The 16,126-nt window shown below is 56.8% G+C and carries 20 protein-coding genes; 13 read left to right on the top strand and 7 right to left on the bottom strand.

Annotation, left to right across the window (positions count from 1 at the left end; all coding sequences use genetic code 11):
* The 6 genes from BLS30_RS13455 to queF form a co-directional block, all read left to right on the top strand.
* Window positions 1-704 (top strand): porin (locus tag BLS30_RS13455; protein ID WP_342027547.1); only part of this gene is annotated, 704 nt, incomplete at its 5' end.
* Between the two features lie 116 nt (window positions 705-820).
* A complete protein-coding gene (gene queC, locus BLS30_RS13450; protein WP_090229354.1) occupies window positions 821-1,522 on the top strand; it encodes a 7-cyano-7-deazaguanine synthase QueC in 702 nt (233 codons plus the stop codon).
* Window positions 1,501-1,755 (top strand): hypothetical protein, encoded by a 255-nt coding sequence (locus BLS30_RS13445; protein ID WP_052743958.1) that lies wholly within the window; start codon window positions 1,501-1,503, stop codon window positions 1,753-1,755. The genes queC and BLS30_RS13445 overlap by 22 nt, the downstream gene beginning before the upstream one ends.
* A gap of 59 nt (window positions 1,756-1,814) precedes the next feature.
* Entirely contained in the window at window positions 1,815-2,444 is a 630-nt protein-coding gene (queE, locus tag BLS30_RS13440; protein WP_090229351.1) for a 7-carboxy-7-deazaguanine synthase, read from the top strand.
* Between the two features lie 51 nt (window positions 2,445-2,495).
* Window positions 2,496-2,882 (top strand): 6-pyruvoyl trahydropterin synthase family protein, encoded by a 387-nt coding sequence (locus BLS30_RS13435; protein ID WP_046478607.1) that lies wholly within the window; start codon window positions 2,496-2,498, stop codon window positions 2,880-2,882.
* 5 nt (window positions 2,883-2,887) lie between these two features.
* Complete coding sequence (gene queF / locus BLS30_RS13430) at window positions 2,888-3,346, top strand: preQ(1) synthase (RefSeq protein ID WP_046478608.1); 459 nt, start codon at window positions 2,888-2,890, stop codon at window positions 3,344-3,346.
* 195 nt (window positions 3,347-3,541) lie between these two features.
* Here the strand turns inward: queF and BLS30_RS18230 are convergent, their stop codons facing one another.
* Together BLS30_RS18230 and thrS are read right to left on the bottom strand one after the other, a co-directional pair.
* Window positions 3,542-3,838 (bottom strand): hypothetical protein, encoded by a 297-nt coding sequence (locus tag BLS30_RS18230; RefSeq protein ID WP_210184035.1) that lies wholly within the window; start codon window positions 3,836-3,838, stop codon window positions 3,542-3,544.
* An 80-nt stretch (window positions 3,839-3,918) separates the two neighbouring features.
* Window positions 3,919-5,892, bottom strand: coding sequence for a threonine--tRNA ligase (gene thrS / locus BLS30_RS13420; protein ID WP_090229349.1), 1,974 nt, complete (start codon window positions 5,890-5,892; stop codon window positions 3,919-3,921).
* A gap of 448 nt (window positions 5,893-6,340) precedes the next feature.
* Here thrS and BLS30_RS13415 point away from each other — a divergent pair, with 448 nt between their 5' ends.
* Window positions 6,341-7,519 carry a TAXI family TRAP transporter solute-binding subunit gene (locus tag BLS30_RS13415; RefSeq protein WP_090229346.1) on the top strand — a complete coding sequence of 393 codons (1,179 nt, stop codon included), beginning with the start codon at window positions 6,341-6,343 and terminating at the stop codon, window positions 7,517-7,519.
* A gap of 64 nt (window positions 7,520-7,583) precedes the next feature.
* Complete coding sequence (locus BLS30_RS13410; RefSeq protein ID WP_052743956.1) at window positions 7,584-8,849, top strand: SEL1-like repeat protein; 1,266 nt, start codon at window positions 7,584-7,586, stop codon at window positions 8,847-8,849.
* Here BLS30_RS13410 and yidD read toward each other — a convergent pair.
* Window positions 8,846-9,238: a membrane protein insertion efficiency factor YidD gene (gene yidD / locus BLS30_RS13405; RefSeq protein WP_076605331.1), complete on the bottom strand. Its 393-nt coding sequence runs from the start codon at window positions 9,236-9,238 to the stop codon at window positions 8,846-8,848. The genes BLS30_RS13410 and yidD overlap by 4 nt on opposite strands.
* Before the next feature lie 5 nt (window positions 9,239-9,243).
* Window positions 9,244-9,726 carry an iron-sulfur cluster assembly scaffold protein gene (locus BLS30_RS13400; protein ID WP_090229343.1) on the bottom strand — a complete coding sequence of 161 codons (483 nt, stop codon included), beginning with the start codon at window positions 9,724-9,726 and terminating at the stop codon, window positions 9,244-9,246.
* Between the two features lie 149 nt (window positions 9,727-9,875).
* Here BLS30_RS13400 and hisI point away from each other — a divergent pair, with 149 nt between their 5' ends.
* On the top strand, window positions 9,876-10,334 hold the full coding sequence (gene hisI, locus BLS30_RS13395; protein ID WP_090229340.1) for a phosphoribosyl-AMP cyclohydrolase: 459 nt from the start codon (window positions 9,876-9,878) through the stop codon (window positions 10,332-10,334).
* Between the two features lie 209 nt (window positions 10,335-10,543).
* On the top strand, window positions 10,544-11,509 hold the full coding sequence (locus tag BLS30_RS13390; RefSeq protein WP_046478613.1) for a patatin-like phospholipase family protein: 966 nt from the start codon (window positions 10,544-10,546) through the stop codon (window positions 11,507-11,509).
* Between the two features lie 67 nt (window positions 11,510-11,576).
* Here the strand turns inward: BLS30_RS13390 and BLS30_RS13385 are convergent, their stop codons facing one another.
* Both BLS30_RS13385 and BLS30_RS13380 read right to left on the bottom strand, forming a co-directional pair.
* The gene (locus BLS30_RS13385) at window positions 11,577-12,008 is read right to left on the bottom strand and encodes a CBS domain-containing protein (RefSeq protein WP_046478614.1); all 432 of its coding nucleotides are present in this window, start codon (window positions 12,006-12,008) and stop codon (window positions 11,577-11,579) included.
* A gap of 160 nt (window positions 12,009-12,168) precedes the next feature.
* A complete protein-coding gene (locus BLS30_RS13380; RefSeq protein ID WP_046478615.1) occupies window positions 12,169-12,897 on the bottom strand; it encodes a rhomboid family intramembrane serine protease in 729 nt (242 codons plus the stop codon).
* A gap of 343 nt (window positions 12,898-13,240) precedes the next feature.
* On the opposite strand from BLS30_RS13380, the gene BLS30_RS18515 reads away from it, so the two are divergent.
* The 3 genes from BLS30_RS18515 to BLS30_RS13365 all read left to right on the top strand — a co-directional run bounded on the left by BLS30_RS18515 (window position 13,241) and on the right by BLS30_RS13365 (window position 15,501).
* A complete protein-coding gene (locus BLS30_RS18515) occupies window positions 13,241-13,888 on the top strand; it encodes a PAS domain-containing protein (protein ID WP_090229337.1) in 648 nt (215 codons plus the stop codon).
* A gap of 178 nt (window positions 13,889-14,066) precedes the next feature.
* On the top strand, window positions 14,067-14,669 hold the full coding sequence (locus BLS30_RS13370; RefSeq protein ID WP_090229333.1) for a PilZ domain-containing protein: 603 nt from the start codon (window positions 14,067-14,069) through the stop codon (window positions 14,667-14,669).
* A 157-nt stretch (window positions 14,670-14,826) separates the two neighbouring features.
* Window positions 14,827-15,501 (top strand): transglutaminase-like cysteine peptidase, encoded by a 675-nt coding sequence (locus BLS30_RS13365; RefSeq protein ID WP_090229331.1) that lies wholly within the window; start codon window positions 14,827-14,829, stop codon window positions 15,499-15,501.
* Window positions 15,502-15,534: 33 nt separating this feature from the next.
* Here the strand turns inward: BLS30_RS13365 and BLS30_RS13360 are convergent, their stop codons facing one another.
* Entirely contained in the window at window positions 15,535-16,068 is a 534-nt protein-coding gene (locus BLS30_RS13360; RefSeq protein WP_046480435.1) for a gamma carbonic anhydrase family protein, read from the bottom strand.
* Window positions 16,069-16,126 lie beyond the last annotated feature (58 nt).

Below are 16,126 nucleotides of genomic sequence, written 5' to 3'. Positions count from 1 at the left end.
CGGCAAACTCGGGTATCGCGGAAATCGACTTGTCGAACGCCAGCGTTGCTGACGGTATGTCGTCCTCGCAGGCTGGCTCGGCCATCATGCAGAACGACATGGGCGGCCCGGCATTCGGCAACTACGAGTTCAACCGCGCTAACGTTGTTCGTTACGATACGCCAACCATGGGCGGTTTCGTAGTGTCGGCTGCTTGGGGTGAAGACGACCTTTGGGACGTCGCTCTGCGCTATGCCGGTGAGCACGGTGGCTTCAAGATTGCTGCAGGTATCGCCTACGGTGAGAACACGGATCGCAACAATGGCGCTGGCCCTACGGATGATCCGGCTATTGAAGTCCTGAACGGTGGTTTGTCCATCATGCACATGCCGACGGGTCTGTTCGTCACGACCTCGGCCGGTACGCGTGACGCCGATGACTTCGCTGATGAAGAGCACTTCTGGTTCTTGAGCGGTGGTCTTGAGCGTAAGTGGTTCACGATCGGTAAGACGACGCTGTTCGCCATGGGCGGTGAGCAGGAAGATCGTTCTGATCGTACAGCGACCTTCTGGGGCCTTGGCGCTGTCCAGAAGATCGACGCTGCGGCGATGGATCTTTACATCAGCTATCGCCACTACGAGCTGGACGGCGGCACGGCTGGACTTGTCGATCCTAACGAAGATAAGTTCGACACCGTTGTCGGCGGTGCACGCATCAAGTTCTGATGTAACGATAAATATTTGGGTCCCCCGACCCAAACTCTTAAAGGGCTGCCATTGGCAGCCCTTTTTTCTTACATTGGGCCAAAGTCCGAACATGAGGAGTTTGAGGGTGGGCGGCGATGCTCGATAGTGCGTTGGTGTTATTCTCGGGTGGCCAGGATTCCACCGTTTGCTTAGCGTCAGCGCTGGACCGCTTTGAGCGCGTTGAAACGGTCGGGTTTGCTTACGGTCAACGGCATGCGCTTGAGCTTGATGCGCGATTGAGGGTGCGCGCGCGAATATCGGAGCTGAATTCGCGTTGGGGCGAGCGGCTCGGAGACGATCATTTCCTCGAACTGCCTGAGTTTGGCAAAATCAGCGATACGGCTCTAACGCGTGACCGCGAAATTGAAATGACGGCGGCCGGATTGCCGTCAACGTTTGTTCCCGGACGCAATTTACTTTTCTTTACGTATGCAGCAGCCGTTGCTTATCGGCGCGGCATTGAAGTGCTCGTTGGCGGCATGTGTGAGACCGACTATTCCGGCTATCCAGATTGCCGTGCAGAGACGCTCGACGCGCTGGAGAAGGCGATTTCGCTCGGTATGGGGCGAACTTTTAAGATTGATACGCCGTTGATGTTCATCGATAAGGCGGCGACCTGGGTCATGACGGAAGAACTTGGCGGCGCGCCGTTGGTCGACCTGATTATCAACGAGACACATACCTGCTACCTCGGAATACGAGGCCGGCTGCATGAGTGGGGCTATGGCTGCGGACATTGTCCGGCTTGTCAGCTGCGGCAGAAAGGATGGGAAAAGTGGCAAGCCGCAAAGAGCTAATCCGTGCGATTGACCTGATCCTTTCAGGTGAAAACGACAAGGCTCACGCCATCGTTCAAAAGAACGATACAGATGCCAATGCCTGCTACATCCACGCCGTTCTACATCGCCTCGAAGGCGATAAGGAAAATGCAAAGTATTGGTACGGGCGGGCAGGCCATCATGAGTGGCCGGCTTCGGATCCAGAAGGGCAGTTGCTGCGCCTTCGAGACGACCTGCTCTTTCAACCCTGATTTGTGCAAGTCATTCGGCCCACTTGACATGGCCGTCACGGCTGGCAACTGCTTGCGCCATGTATCACGTCAAAGAAATATTTCTCACGCTGCAGGGAGAGGGCGCCAACGCTGGCCGGGCTGCCGTGTTTTGTCGGTTTGCCGGCTGTAACCTCTGGTCGGGACGTGAAGTCGACCGGAGCGAAGCGACCTGTCAGTTCTGCGATACGGACTTTGTCGGTACGGATGGCACGGGGGGCGGCCGGTTCGGGACTGCCCCGGATTTGGCCTCAGCGATCTTGTCCAATTGGGCTGGCGGGGAGAACGAGCGTTTCGTCGTGCTGACTGGCGGTGAACCGATGCTTCAGGTTGATGCCGCGCTGATTGATGAGTTGCATCGACTGTGTTTTGAGGTCGCAATTGAGACCAACGGGACGTTGCCAGTTCCTGATACCGTTGACTGGATCTGTGTAAGTCCGAAATCCGGCGCAAAACTGCAGCAAATTCATGGGCATGAGCTAAAATTGGTCTATCCGCAGCCGGGTCTCGATCCAGAGGATCTTGCATACCTTGACTTTGGGCATAGGTACGTTCAGCCCATGGATGGCCCTGATCTTGCGGCCAATACCGCCGCGGCGGTGGCTTACTGTCGCAAACATCCAGAATGGCGATTGTCGTTGCAGACGCACAAACTGATCGGCATCGCCTGATTGGTAGGTCAATTGCTGGTAATGGCTGAAAAAATCTCTTAGAGACGGCTCATGCGAATATATAAGGACTTCAATTTCGAGGCGGCGCACTACTTGCCCAGCGCTCCTCCTGGCCATCCAAATTCCCGCATGCACGGGCACTCATTTCGCGCGCGTATCTGGGTGGAAGGAGAGCCGGATGCGCATAGCGGCCTCGTGTTCCATTTCGACGAGCTTTCGGGGGCGATCGCTGATGCGCGCGAAGCGCTAGACCATCGGCTTTTGAATGATGTCGAAGGCTTGGAAGCGCCGACGCTTGAGCGCATCACGATCTGGCTCTGGAACCGACTTGCCAATCGGGTGCCAGGTTTGGCGCGTGTCGAAGTCGCACGTGATTCCTGCCAGGAAGGCTGTGTCTATGATGGACCCGATCGACGCATGCCACTGGCGGCGGAGTAAATAATATGGGCAGCAAACCAGACGTAACGCTACTTGGCCATGCGGCAGCTATTCCTCAGGCTCCGGAAGAGGCTGTCCTTGAGCGTGTAGAAAATCCACATGTGGACACCCATTACCTTGCACGGTTTACGGCGCCTGAATTTACATCCGTGTGTCCCGTGACTGGCCAACCCGACTTTGCGCATCTGGTTATCGATTATGTGCCTGATGCTTGGCTCGTCGAATCAAAGTCTCTCAAGCTGTATCTGACGTCGTTTCGTAATCATGGAGCGTTTCACGAAGATTGCACCGTGACGATCGGCAAGCGTATCGCTGATCTGATCGCTCCCCACTATCTGCGCATCGGGGGATATTGGTACCCGCGCGGGGGCATTCCCATCGACGTATTCTGGCAGGTTGGCAAATGTCCAGAGGACGTGTGGCTTCCCGATCAAGGAGTAGCTCCTTATCGAGGTCGCGGCTAAGGGCGGACAGATAAATCAATTTTACGCCCGAATTAGCCCAAAATTTGTGCGCTAATTGCTCATTATAAGTCCTGTCTGTAGGCGGCTCTTCATGCCGCAGGCAAATAATTGTAACTCGGCGACGGATTTCGCCGGGTCCAGACGTTCTGCCCGTACGCCGGGAAACGCCAAAGGAGAGAGTACCTCATGAAAAAACTACTCGCGGCGGCCATCGGCCTGTTCGCACTCGGTGCTGTTGCCACCAGTAGCGCCAGCGCTGCTCCGCTTTCGGGTGCCAATGGTTTGGCGGCCAAAACGGAAACCAGCAACGTGATCCAGGTCCATGGCCGGCACCGTGCGTGCAGGCTCGACCGGCGTGGCTGGCACCGTTCGTATCATCGTGGTTCGCGTAGCTGGTGCCGGCCGCGGTGGAAGCGTCACCGCCATCATCATCACCGTTGGCACAAGCGCCGGCACCACCACAAGCACCACCACCACCGGCGCCATCGCCACTAAGTTTTGGTGCTTTCCAAAAAAGATTGGGCCCAGTGCGACGACGTCGCGCTGGGCCCTCTTTTTACCAGGTTGTGCCCTTACGCAGGTTCTTTGACCGGGGCTAGTTCCCTGCGTTGATCAGGCGCAACAGCTTCACGTGTGAGCACACCGATCGCTTCGGACAGCGGCATAACCTGCTGTGCCTGACTTCCTAACCTGCGGATCGATACCTTGGCTTCTTCGGCTTCCCGCTTGCCGACGACGAGGATTACCGGAATTTTCTGCAGTGAGTGTTCGCGGACCTTCAGATTGATCTTCTCATTGCGTGTATCGATCTCAACGCGCAGGCCTGCGGACTGCAGTTCTGCGACGACTTCGCGTGCGTAATCGTCGGCCTCCGACACAATCGTCGCAACGACGACCTGAACCGGTGCGAGCCACAGCGGGAAATGCCCGGCATAGTTTTCGATCAGAATGCCCGTGAAGCGTTCCAGCGAGCCAAACATGGCGCGATGGATCATCACCGGTGTCTTTTTTTCGCTGTTGGCGTCGATATAGAATGCGCCCAGGCGACTGGCCAGATTGAAGTCGACCTGCGTTGTTCCACACTGCCAATCACGCCCGATGGCGTCACGCAGGACGTACTCAAACTTAGGACCGTAGAAGGCACCTTCCCCAGGATTGATGCTGGTTTTAATGCGTCCGGCGCCTTCGCGTTCAATACGTTCCAGAACCTTGGACATCACTGCTTCGGCGCGGTCCCACAAGGCGTCATCGCCAACACGCTTTTCGGGTCGCGTCGAAAGCTTCACGACGATTTCTTGGAAGCCGAAGTCTTCATAGATCGACAACATCAGCTCGTTGATCTTCAGGCATTCGTCTTCGAGCTGATCCTCGCTGATGAAGATATGCGCGTCGTCTTGCGTGAAGTGACGCACACGCATGAGCCCGTGCAAGGCTCCGGATGGTTCATAACGATGGACTTTGCCGAACTCAGCAATCTTCACGGGTAAGTCGCGATAGCTTTTCAGGCCATGCTTGAAGATCTGCACATGGCCAGGACAGTTCATCGGCTTACAGCAGAAGACGCGCTCATCGGGCAACGTCGTGGTGAACATGTTCTCACCGTAGTTTTCCCAGTGGCCCGATAGCTCCCAGAAGTGCTTTTCCATCATGTCGGGCGAATTCACCTCGACATAGCCGGCATCTGCCTGGCGGCGGCGCATGTAAGAGATCAGGGTCTGGAACAGCGTCCATCCTTTAGCGTGCCAGAATACAGAGCCCGGTGCCTCTTCCTGGAAATGGAACAGGTCCATCTCGCGGCCGAGGCGGCGGTGGTCGCGCTTTTCGGCCTCCTCTAGCATCGTCAGGTAGTCTGCAAGTTCCTTATCGCTCGCCCAAGCCGTTCCGTAGATACGTTGCAGCATGGGATTGTTGGAATCGCCGCGCCAATAGGCCCCAGCGATCTTCATCAGCTTGAAGGACTTGCCGATTTGTCCGGTTGAAGCCATGTGCGGCCCGCGGCACAAATCGAGCCAGTCGCCTTGGCGGTAGATCTTAAGATCCTGCCCCTCGGGAATGGCGTCGACCAACTCAACCTTGTAGCTTTCGCCCTTGCCGTCAAAGTACGACTTGGCCTTGTCGCGGCTCCAAATCTCCTTTGTGAAGGGAGCATTGCGCGCGATGATCTCGTGCATTTTTGCTTCGATTGCAGCCAGATCTTCAGGATGGAACGGTTCGTTCTTGGCGAAGTCGTAATAGAAGCCGTTGGCGATCACCGGACCAATCGTTACCTGAGTGCCCGGATAGAGTTCCTGCACAGCTTCCGCCATGACGTGCGCGGCATCGTGCCGGATAAGTTCCAGCGCCTCAGGATCCGTGCGTGTGACGATGCGCACCTGAGTGTCTTCATTAATGGGATCTGACAAATCACTCAGTTCACCATCGCGAACAATGGCGACGGCCTTTTTTGCGAGTGATTTGGAAATGGCTTCGGCGAGTTGAGCGCCTGTGATGCCCTTTGGGTAGGAACGTGCGGCACCATCGGGGAACGTAAGAGTAATATCGGCCATTAGCTGGGCCCCTTCTCTCAATCGCTGCATACCAAGCAGGTAAGATGGGTTGGACGTTGTCGCGTCGCGAGCCGCATTCAAACTGCTGCGGGAGGCTGGCATCTGCGCGGTAGGCGTGCGCCATGTCAAGGCCTGCGCGGCAGTTTGTTGGTTCTTTGGCCCGGTAGTCTCATATGGGAACGCAGGGAGATCAAAGCTACGAGATCAACGTGCGCCGAGGCGCCGCGGCGTGGGACCGTACCTCTGAAGCGATCACGAGATCGCCCAGCTCCTGCCACACATTCTCCTTCTCCGCGTCGAAAAACCGCCCCCAGGCTGGCACCACCTAGGGCACGGAAAGGCAAAAGGTTTTTGCCGTTTGCTGACTGTGGTTGTCGGGGCCACACGAGTTTTGGCAGGTTGGGGAGCCTGCTTGAGTAGTGTTTGCGTACAGGGGCGCGCGTAAACGATGGGCTTCAATTCCATTGGTATGGGTGGTGGGTATCTCACCACGGCTGCTGGATTTGGTGTGTCCGCACGGATTTTTGCTGCTGTTGTTTTCTCGTTCGCAGTATCCCTAACTGCTTCGGCTCAGCCAGCGAGGTCTCCAGCTGCCGGGAAGAGCGGTGGCAACGTCGATGCACAGGCTTTTGTCAGTCGCGTCGCGTCGACTGACGATTTGAGAAATAGACAATCTCTGACTCTCCTTGCTGGCAGCTCTGGTAGCACCGCTCTGCAGATGGCGCAGGATGCCTCCATCGTTCTCGGTGGTGCGGACGATGTCCGCGTGCTCCCGATTGTCGGGAAGGGCGGACCACAGAACATCTCCGATTTGCTGTACCTGAAGGGTATCGATCTTGCGATTACCCAATCAGACGTCCTGGCGGCTTTGTCCCGTGGAGAGCTGGGCGGTGACATCAAGAGCGAGCAGATCGCCTACATCGCCAAGCTGTGCAATGAGGAGCTTCATGTCGTAGCGCGCGGTGACATCGGCGATCTGGGTGAACTTACCGGTCGTGCTGTCAACTTCGGCGAACACGGCAGTGGGACGCAATTTTCAGCGCGGCGCGTTTTTGCGGCGCTCGGCATTGAAGTGCGCGAAGTCAATTTGAGCCATGCCGACGCAATGGAACGGCTCCAGCGCGGTGAAATCTCAGCGCATGTTTTTCTCGGAGGCAAACCTACTCCAGATGCGCTTGTGATGGAGCGGATTGAGGGCCTTCGCCTTCTGCCCATTGCATATCCGCCGTCATTGGAGGCTGATTACCTTCCCGCCAAGCTGACACATGCGGATTATCCCGATCTGATAGGGGAGGGACAAAGCATAGATACGGTCGCGGTTGGTGCTGTTTTGACCGTCGTGAATTGGCCCGCCAAGCACGAGCGCTATCAGTTGTCGGCCCGGTTTGTTGAAGACCTGTTCGGTAATTTGAAAGGGCTGCGTGAGCCCGCGCGGCATGCGAAGTGGCATGAAATGAATCTACCGGCGCCTGTGCCGGGCATCGTTCAGTTCGGGCCCGCTAAGGCTTGGCTTGAGCGAGTACTCACCGGTGCCCGCTCGAAAGCTTCAGCGACGCAATCTTCGTCGCGCCAATCTGAGCTGACGAGCAGGTCGAGTGGGGGAGAGGCGGAGAAGCGGTTGCGCTAACCGGGTTGTCCGCAATGCGCTCGAGCTTGGTTCGAGGTGCAATTACCAAAGACTGGGGAAGTACATGAGTTATTCGTCAGGGACATCACAAGACAGCTCGATCAAGGCGCTCTTACGCCGGCTCGACGCCGTGGACCCGCTCGGCGATGAGTGTATCCGTTCCGATCCCATGCAGGTATTGCGTGAGGCTCGTATGAAGGTTGCTGCGCAGGCCTCGCGCAATGATGAGGAACGAGAGACTTCGGATATTGAGGACGGCGAACTCGTTGGCGAGTTCGTTGGTGTCGCTCCCTGGCATGAAATGAGTTCCATCGACGTTTCATCATCATCCGCGGTGAACGACATCAACTCCGAGCGCGAGCCTAGTAAAGGGGAATTGGTCGTTGTCGAAGCTGTAACGGATCAGGTTGTTCGGTCGCGACGTTGGCCGCTTATTGCCGCCGGTTTGGCTATTGTTGTCGTGTGTGCGGGGGCTACGTTTGTGTACGAGCCGACACTGATTAGTGGGCTCGAACAAGCTGGGATTGAGTTGTCTTCCATAATGTCAAATCCAGCAGCAAGTGAAGCGCCACCAATGAAGGCGGCGTCCGTCCAAGATCCTGTCGTTGAGGGTGTCGGTCGCTTTACCATTGCGGCGTTCAGCTTGGTCGGCGCAAATGCGGCGAATATGTCAGCGGAGCCTCGTGCGGAGAACGCTAACTCTGAGATGACCGTCTTAGCGCAGCGGGATGAGACTGCGATCGCCGCTGATGCTGGTGATGAAGTGCGTCTGCCGATTGAACTTAGTCCGGCTCATGGTACTGGCGAAGTCGCGGCGATTGTGCTGCGTGGCTTGCCCCCGGACTACAATGTGGCAGGCGCTATGCCGAGCGGAGATAACAGCTGGGTTCTTTCACCGGATAGCCTGGATGGTGCTCGCATTATCGTGCCGCCGGGCGGGGCTGGCGATGTCACTGTAACAGCCGAACTTTTCGACATGTCGGCCCAGCCGATCGGTTCGCCGCGCTTTATTCTCAAGGTCAAACCGACTGAGGTGACCCGCAGTCTTGATCCTCAGCGCGCACAGGCATTGCTGGCAAGGGGCCGTGGCCTTTTGCAAGCTGGAGACATCAGCGGTGCACGGCTCTTGTTTGAAATGGCTGCGGAGAGCGGTGTCGCGGAGGGCGCGTATGCCTTAGGCGAAACGTTTGATCCGCTTCAGCTTGCTGCTCGCGGCGCAGTCGGTCTGACGGGTGATGCAGCGCGTGCGCGCTTCTGGTATGCGCAGGCCTCTGAAAATGGGGTTGTCGCCGCGAGAGAACGGTTGGCCACGCTGGAGGCAACCAACTAGTCGTTCCGGTGTGGCCGGGATAGCGACTCCGTTGGGCTGGTCCACTGCTCCTCCATATGAGCGCCCGTCCAGCGGCCGTATCTCCATGGCGCAAATGGATGGCGTTCGGTGGAAATGTCCGGCACCGGATCGTAGCCGGCAGATCCGCCCGGCCGGCAGCGGGCCAGGCGAGATAGAGTCAGCCAAAAGCCGCGCCAAGCGCCATTACGATCGATTGCTTCTAGTGCGTATTCGGAGCATGTCGGCAAATGTCGACAATGCCAGCCGAAGAACGCTTTGAAGGTATAGCGGTAGGCGTGGATCGGCGCTTTCAGCAGCAGGCCTGCCCAACCTGACCTTCTGTCGGTAGGGGTGTTAGGGCTGTGATCGTGCTGCTTACAAGTGTTCAATCGGATTAGGTCTCCGTTGTGGCTGCCGTTGTCGGCTGCTCACCAGACTTTCCATGTTCGCCTTCGGCTTCATTGATGGCTTTGCGTAAGGCATCGAAGACAAGCAGTGTTGACGCGTGCCGCGCTTTGTAGTCACGCACCGGTTCCAGAACAGCAAGGTCGGCCCAGCGCCCCTGGGGAGGAGGGCCGTCCTCCTTGAGCATGCGGCGCATGGTGTCCGCGATGTCCGTAAACTCCTCGATTGGGGTGCCGATAATTTCTCGTCCAACGACGGAGGCGGCGGCTTGTCCCAGAAGACAGGCTTTCACCGTTTGCCCGAAGTCGACGACACGGCCATCGGATAACTTCACGTCGACATCGATCGTGGAGCCGCACAGCTTTGAGTGCGCGGATGCCCGTGCGTCAGGATCCGCGAGGCGTTCGGTGCGCGGTATTGCTGCGGCGAGTTCGAGGATCCGCGTGTGGTAAATTTCATCGAGGTCGGCCATAGAAGTCCCTTCGGCTACGCCGATGGCGGAGGATTAGTCCTCCCGCCCAATTCAATCACTATATAGGAGATGGTGCAGGTTGACTCTTGGCGGGTCAATTTGCGGGTTCCTCCTGTATGTAGTGCCGGTCAAGGCGGAGGGAAGCGGTTATGTCTCTAATGGGTCCTGGCGAGGACAAAAGCGACTTGGAGGAGGGGCTGGCATTTCAGCCGCGTTTTGACGGCGCCGGCGTCATCCCGGCCATCGTCACAGACGCGGACACTGGGCAGGTTCTAATGTTTGCCTTCATGAACGCGGAAGCTCTGCAGCTGTCCCTCGAGACGGGAATAGCACATTTCTGGAGCCGATCCCGAGGACGCCTCTGGAAAAAAGGCGAAGATAGCGGCAACCGGCTTCAAATTATTGAGATGCGAACGGATTGCGACCAAGACGTTATCTGGATGCAGGTGCGGATCGAAGGGCATGGGGCGGCTTGCCACACGGGGCGACGGACCTGTTTTTACCGGCGCGTCGTTTTCGAGTCTGAGTCCGGCGTTAAACTCGTTCCGAGCGATGACACCCGATTGTTCGATCCTGAGACAATTTATAGCAAACCTGAAGGAAAATGATCTGTGTGGAAGGCAAAATCTTGAGAGGGTGCGTTTAGGGGCTATGGTTGATGCGGACTAGCGCTGCGTTAATCTTATTGCGGTATTGTGCTTAATCTCGATTAGTACCTCCGTTTTGCTTGCATCAACTCGGTACTCAGACGGTTTGTCGTGCCCAAAGCAGCAGAACGGGAGACGAACACGGTAGCTGTAGGCTCTGGAGACGTTTTATGGAGTACGGCAAGATCGGTTTGGCCCTTGGCGGCGGTGCCGCACGCGGCTGGTCGCATATTGGCGTGATCCGAGCTCTCAGCGCTGCCGGTATCGAACCTGACATCATCGCAGGCACTTCTATCGGAGCTGTTGTCGGGGGCTGCTATGCGGCGGGCCACCTTGACGATCTCGAGGACATGGCCCGAGGGCTGACCGTTCGGGGTGTTTGGAATTTCCTTGATTTCAATCTGGCGGGTACGGGTCTCATCTCTGGAACACGGCTCAATTCGCGATTGAAAAAGGTTTTCGGCGATGTGCGTATCGAAGACCTCGATTGTAAATTTACAGCAGTTGCCACGGAGATCGGGACGGGTCATGAAATTTGGCTGTCTCGTGGAGAACTTGGAGATGCGGTTCGGGCCTCTTATGCACTTCCAGGCGTTCTTAAGCCGGTCAAACTCAATGGGCGTTGGCTGTTTGATGGTGCGTTAGTCAATCCTGTTCCGGTTTCTGTTTGCCGGGCGCTGGGCGCGCGCTATGTCATCGCCGTTAATCTGAATTTCGACCTGTCGAGCCGTGGGACGACCGCCGCTCAGTTTGATCTTTCTGAGGTGGTCGAGGACGAAGAGGCGGAGCCTCTCGCGGATATCGCCCCGCGCAGTTTTTCCAATGGCTTTGGTGCGCGCAGGCTGCTGCAGCGGCAGATCTTCGGAAAAGGCGACAAAAGCGTTCCGGGGATTTCTACGGTTATGGTCGATGCTTTCAACATCGTTCAGGATCGCATTGCGCGCTCCCGGCTGGCTGGCGATCCGCCGGATGCGATGATCAGCCCGCGTTTGTATGGCTTCAATCTGTTTGATTTTCACCGCGCCTCCGAACTTATTGATCTCGGACGGCTCGCGGCGGAACGCGAGTTGGAAACAATACGTCAGGAAATTTCTGTGCGACGTCAGCTCGGTCGCCTCAAGGCTGGGGTCGCATAACATCGGACCTGTCGTAGATCTGGCCGGTGCCTTACGCCACCGGCCAGAATAATTAATCCGAAGCATTTCAGCCGGTGGCCAGATATCCCTGCATTGCTGACACTTGCATTTCTACCTCGGCGAGATGGTGTTTTACGACGTCGCCAATGGACACGACTCCGACGAGTTCTCCATTCATGACGACTGGAGCGTGACGGAAACGACCCTTGGTCATCATGCCCATTAATTCGTCGAGGGTAACGCTCTCTTCGCAAGTTACGACGCTCTTGGTCATAACAGTGGAAACCGGCGCGCGAAGTACTCCTTCGCCTGACGCGGCTATGGCTCGAACGATGTCGCGTTCGGAAATGATTCCGATTACAGTGTTGTCGTCATTGACGATGACGAGAGCACCAATTCGCTTAGCAGCGAGTTGAGAGGCAATCTCCAGCAGTGTTGTGTCTGCTCCGGCCACTGCTACAGCACGGCCTTTGGCCTTTAAAACTGCGGCTACGTTCATTTACAGGCACCTCCAATTCAATGGGTCGCCGCCCTTGCCTTTTGTAATTTGTTGCATATGGCAAGACTGCAAACCCGGTCGGTGCGTTCCGTCAGTTAACGGAACGCCCTGGTTCCCTCCGGAGGTGCATGGTGCGACGATACGACAAAAGTCGCAAGCGTCAGTTGACGAGATAGGGGCGGGGCCTACTCGTAGGCGCGCGGTTGTCGAAGAAGCCAAAGCACAAGAAGCCCGCCGCGTAGCCACCCACGTGCGCTTCCCAGGCGATGCCACCGCCGCTGTCGACGCCAGGTATACCAAGGACGCTGAGAGCGTTAAGCAGAAGCCAGATTGCGGTGACGGCAATAACGCGTTTGTCCGTTAGGGCTTGGTTCAAGCTCATTAGCGGGACGCTGTGGGGAGCCTCGCGCAGAGCTGCGAAATTGTGCCGGTCGATCGCGGAAAACAGGAAGCGCATGACGCCCCCCATCATTCCCGAGACGGCTCCGGAGGCTCCGACGACGGGAACCAGTTCACCAAAGTGGAACGCTAAAAACGTTAATGCACCGATGACGCCCGTAAAAGCTGTGAAGGCAAGAAAGCGGGGTCCGCCGATACGCAGAGCGATTGCGCCTCCAAAAGCCAGAAACCACGCCGAGTTAAACATCAGATGGGTGACATCGCCATGGACAAGCATGTGCGTAAGGAACGACGTGATGGAAGCGATTTCCCCACCCGGCAACTCTGCGGCGTAGCCTGAGTAGCGCGCAGGAACGAAGGCCATGGCGACGGTCAGCCATTCTTCCTGATCCACAGGCAACATCTGCCGTACGATATGGACCGCAATGAAAATCGCGATGAGCGCCAGCACTGAGTTTGGGACGTTGAAGATTGGCTGGTGATATCGCACTTAAAGTTCCTTTCGCGGGGGCCGTTTTACGTGTCGCGAGCTTTGAAGCGTTACAGCCAGCCCGCGCCTTGGACAAGCTAATCCCCTTAGTTGTACCGGAGTTGAACGCGGCGCGTCGGACCCTATCTGGTCCTCGTTCCTTATTAGGCAAGATTAGACAAGTGTTGTTCGGGGTGCGGGCCTCTTTTCGCTGTAGTGCGGCGGCTGGCATGGAAGGTGCTCAATCAAGGCTATACCCGGTTATGGGCGGTAAATCGTCCCGTTTCTGGACAGTGATTGAAATAGCTTTGACTGGTCTGTCCGCGTTTGGCGGTCGACCCATCGTTCGGGGCCCGCGAGAGCAATGCGACATTCGACTAGCCGTAATTTGTATCGGTATTGGAACGAGGTAAGGGGAGATCGTATCGCCCCCCGGCGATTTGAGATCGAGCCTTCGCGCATATCACATTTGCTGCCAGAGACATTTATTCTGGAAGCTGTGGATGAAGGCAACTTGCGCTACAGGCTGGCGGGCACGCGACTTACGGAGCAGTTCGGCAAGGAATTCCGCGGAGCAAATTTCTTTCATCACTGGATAGGGCTCGAACGCGGGACCGTGATGAGTAAACTCTCAGAGGTCATGCGCTCCGGTTCAGTTGCGGTTATCGCTACGGAGGCCCTCTGTAGCCGCGGACGAAAGGCGAGCTTTGAGTTTGTTGTGATGCCCTTGGTTCATACTCAGGGTTCGATCGATAGGTTGCTTGGAGCCGGAAGTTGCATCAACCCTCCAGCCTGGCTTGGACAAGAGCCGTTGGTTCGTCAACGTCTGATTGATGTTCGAATTATTAGCCCTGAACAGCCGGTTTCATTAAAACTACCGGAGTTTTCTCCGCCCGCAGAAGATCCACCTCCGTTTTTTTCTCATGTGCGCAATGCTCGGATCGTTCGGCAGGACCGACGCCAATTCCGCGTTTATGATGGCGGGCTCTTGACACGGGGAACTGAAACTTAACGACGTTCGCATGCCGTGATTCTGCCACCTCCTGACTGTTTCATATTTGGACGGGACGTTAGCCTAACGTTAACGGCCTCTACCGCATAATCCTCAGCGATGTTCTGAGCACTTGGTGTCTCAGTACGAAACGCGGCGTCTGCCAGCGCGTGCGGGCAGGCGGTGAGAAGGTGCGCATATGTCAGCGACTACGGCACAATTGGTGCTGCGGCACCTCGCGGGTGAACCCGGATCAGGCAGCGAAACTACGCGGCGTAGGTATCGTCGTGTGATGCTGTCGTTGCCTGGGCGCTTTATGCGTGCCGACAAGACCGAGCATGATTGCCAGCTTGTGGATATCTCTGTGGGCGGGGCTTCAGTGAAGAGCGCCGCCGCCGTGGAGAATAATGAGCGCATCGTTGTTTATTTCGAACATCTCGGAGCTCTTGAGGGCGTTGTCGTGCGCGCATTTGCGGGAGGCTTTGCCCTGCGAAGCAGCCTGTCTGCCCATAAGCGCGAACGTCTTGTCGCAAAGCTGACGTGGCTCATCAACCGCAGTGAACTGGAGGACTTCGAGGCGCGCAAGGAAGAGCGTGTCCGACGGTCTGGAAACACGGCGTTGCTTCGTCTGGAAGATGGTCGCGAAGTCGAATGTGAGCTGATCGATATGTCCGTGTCAGGGGCTTTGCTTGCCACGACGTGGCGTCCGCCGCTGGGGTCAATTGTGACTGTCGGCAGACAAAGCGCCACCGTTCGTCGTCATCACCGAACGGGCATCGGCATTGAATTTGGAGCGCAGTAGGGCGGAACCTGATGATGTCCAAACTGTTGAGAATGGGATTGGCAACGGCGTGACGAGGCAAGCACACAAGCCGGTATTAACAGCCAGTTGCCTTGGTGAGGGTTGCGCTGACAAGTGCGTATGTCAGTATGAAACGAGTATGCGGGGGTAATCGAGTATGACGCGCGTCGGTACCGTTTTGACGTTGGCCGTTCTGTGCGCTGCCGTTGGTGGCCCAGCGCAGGGTCAGCAGGTTACGGGCTCTCATCATAAGCCCAGCGCGTCTTATTATGGGCACCGCGCTCCCGCCTTCATGAAAATCTTCGGTCCCGCTCAGCCACCCTACGGTTTCGTACGGTTCTGCGAGTCCAATCCGAAGTATTGCGCACCTCACGGGATTGCCGAGACGCGGCTTACCGCAACGCCAGAGCGTCTCATCGAGCTTGATGAGGTCAACAGGTATGTGAATGATCGTATTCAGCCGCTGACGGATCAGGAGATCTACGGGGTTACGGAATATTGGACCCTGCCTGACAAGTACGGCGACTGCGAAGATTATGTGCTTCTGAAGCGGCAGATTTTGATCGAGCGTGGCTGGCCGCCGAGCGCACTTCTGATCACGGTTGTTCGGGACGAGTATGGTGATGGCCACGCTGTGTTGACCGCGCGGACATCTCAGGGCGACTACATCCTCGACAATAAGGTGTCTGAAGTTCGCGTCTGGAGTTCGACGCCCTACCAGTACGTTATGCGGCAGTCTTACGTGAACCCGCGTGTCTGGGTGTCACTGGAGGAGATGCTGGTGGATCAGCCGTTGGTGATGTCGGGTAACTCCGGTTCCGACCGTGACTGAGCGCAAAATCATTTGCTCCGGCGGGAAAGCTTTTTAGCTTTCCGCTTGGGGCTTCATGCGATCCGAAAAGCGCTTCCAGTTTTCCACATAACGTTCGGCTGCGAGGGAGAACTTCGCGACGTCTTCTTCGCTTAGTTCCCGCACAACGCGTCCGGGAGATCCCATCACGAGAGATCTTGGCGGGATCACTTTGCCTTCTGGAATGAGGGTGTTGGCACCGATAAGACTGCCTTCGCCGATAATACAGCCATTGAGCAAGATCGAGCCGATGCCGATCAAGCTGCGGGTGCCGATTGTGCACCCATGCAGCATAACCATGTGTCCGATGGTGCAGTCGGATGCGATTGTCATGGGAAATCCAGGATCGGTGTGCAGCACGCACCCATCCTGGATGTTCGAACGGTCGCCGATACGGATTGGCTCGTTGTCTCCCCGGATGACGGTACCGAACCAAACGCTCGCTTCGTCGCCGATTTCGACATTGCCAACCACAACGGCGTTCGGAGCTACCCAGTATGCTCCGCTGGCAGGCGTGCGCACCTGATGATCAAGTTCAAATAGGGCCATGAGATCGTCGTTAATGTCGAACCGGCACATTAAGCCGTGAGCGGCGGCTGTGCGGGCT

The organism is Filomicrobium insigne (assembly GCF_900104305.1).
Classification (GTDB): domain Bacteria; phylum Pseudomonadota; class Alphaproteobacteria; order Rhizobiales; family Hyphomicrobiaceae; genus Filomicrobium; species Filomicrobium insigne.
Note: the sequence above shows the minus strand (reverse complement) of the source record. Positions and strands in the feature narration are given on the sequence as shown.